The organism is Streptomyces sp. NPDC060028 (assembly GCF_042736725.1).
Taxonomy (GTDB): domain Bacteria; phylum Actinomycetota; class Actinomycetes; order Streptomycetales; family Streptomycetaceae; genus Streptomyces.
In genome coordinates this window covers 1-1,106 of sequence record NZ_JBHWVJ010000196.1, presented here as the reverse complement: position 1 = coordinate 1,106, position 1,106 = coordinate 1, and the positions used below count along the sequence as shown (strand labels likewise).

The window sequence follows — 1,106 nt, the reverse complement described above, 5'->3', positions numbered from 1 at the left end:
TCGCACCGAACGTGCTAGCACGTTCCGAGCTTTGATATTGCCCTCTCAGTGCGTCATGTGTCAAGATTTGCTGCTAGCACGTAACGTCGCAGCGACTACATGAAGGGAGGCGAGCCATGCCAAGCACGGCCGATGAGATTGCAGCCAACCTGCGCACACAGATCCAGCGGGGCGAGCTGCAGCCAGGAGACCGGTTGCCAGGCATCGAGACGCTGGCCGAGCGCTACTCGGTGAACCGTCAGACTGCGCGCCAGGCGTTGAACCAGCTCAAGGCTGAGGGCCTAGCCGAGTCTCCGGGCGGCCGTGCCGGAACGATCGTGCGCCAGCGTCCAACGACGCGGCTCGTGCGGTCCCGCAACATCGAGCGTGACCACCTGGGCTACTACTCCGGACCAACCGTCCAACACTGGCGCACCATTCAGGGCCTCGGTCTCGCCATCGACACCCGCCCCGTACCGGCGGATGTCGCGGAACTGCTGGGCATCACTCCCGGGACTCTGGTCCTACTCCGCGAGCGCGCCAACGGCGATCCGGAGCAGCCGCAGTACCGCCAGCTCGCCGCATCCTGGTTCCACCCCGACATCGTCGAGGACGTGCCGGTCCTCGCCGGCGGCACCGGCCTCGGCGGCTCGTATGACCGCATTGAGGAGTGGGCCCAGCAACCACTGCAGTGGGAAGAGGAGGTCACCGCGGCTACACCGAACCCGGCTGAGGCTGAGACGTTGCTCCTGCCTCCTGGCGTGCCAATGCTGCGAATCCTGCGGGTTGCCTCTCTCGGACGCGGTAGTAAGGCCCGCGTGGTGGAGGTGCAGGACATCCGAATGTCCGGCGAGCTGTTCAGCGTCAGGTATCCGCTACAACGTCGCGGCGCGGCTCGATGGCCTGTGCAGCCCTCAACCGGCGACTACTACTCGGCAGGATCTCAGCCCTAAATCCCCGCCCCGGAGAATCGAACACTCATCCGATACGTTCCGGTATAGGCCCCTCGTGAGGCACTCTGCCCACGCAGTGCCCCACAGTCGCCGGTGTCACTAGCGTCCGAACCCCCGTTGTACCGACAGGAGATCACCCCATGGCAGGTGAAGAGGTATGGCTCACAGTGCCCG

1 protein-coding gene is annotated in these 1,106 nt (G+C 65.1%); it reads left to right on the top strand.

The genetic code is table 11. The features are described 5' to 3' along the window. Positions 1-116 precede the first annotated feature (116 nt). A complete protein-coding gene (locus ACFWBF_RS37395; RefSeq protein WP_377541226.1) occupies positions 117-932 on the top strand; it encodes a GntR family transcriptional regulator in 816 nt (271 codons plus the stop codon). The last annotated feature ends 174 nt before the right edge of the window (positions 933-1,106 follow it).

What these genes read in the sequence shown, in the direction of transcription:
- ACFWBF_RS37395 (WP_377541226.1), top strand. Translation starts at nt 117, where the DNA reads ATGCCAAGCACGGCCGATGAGATTGCAGCCAACCTGCGCACACAGATC.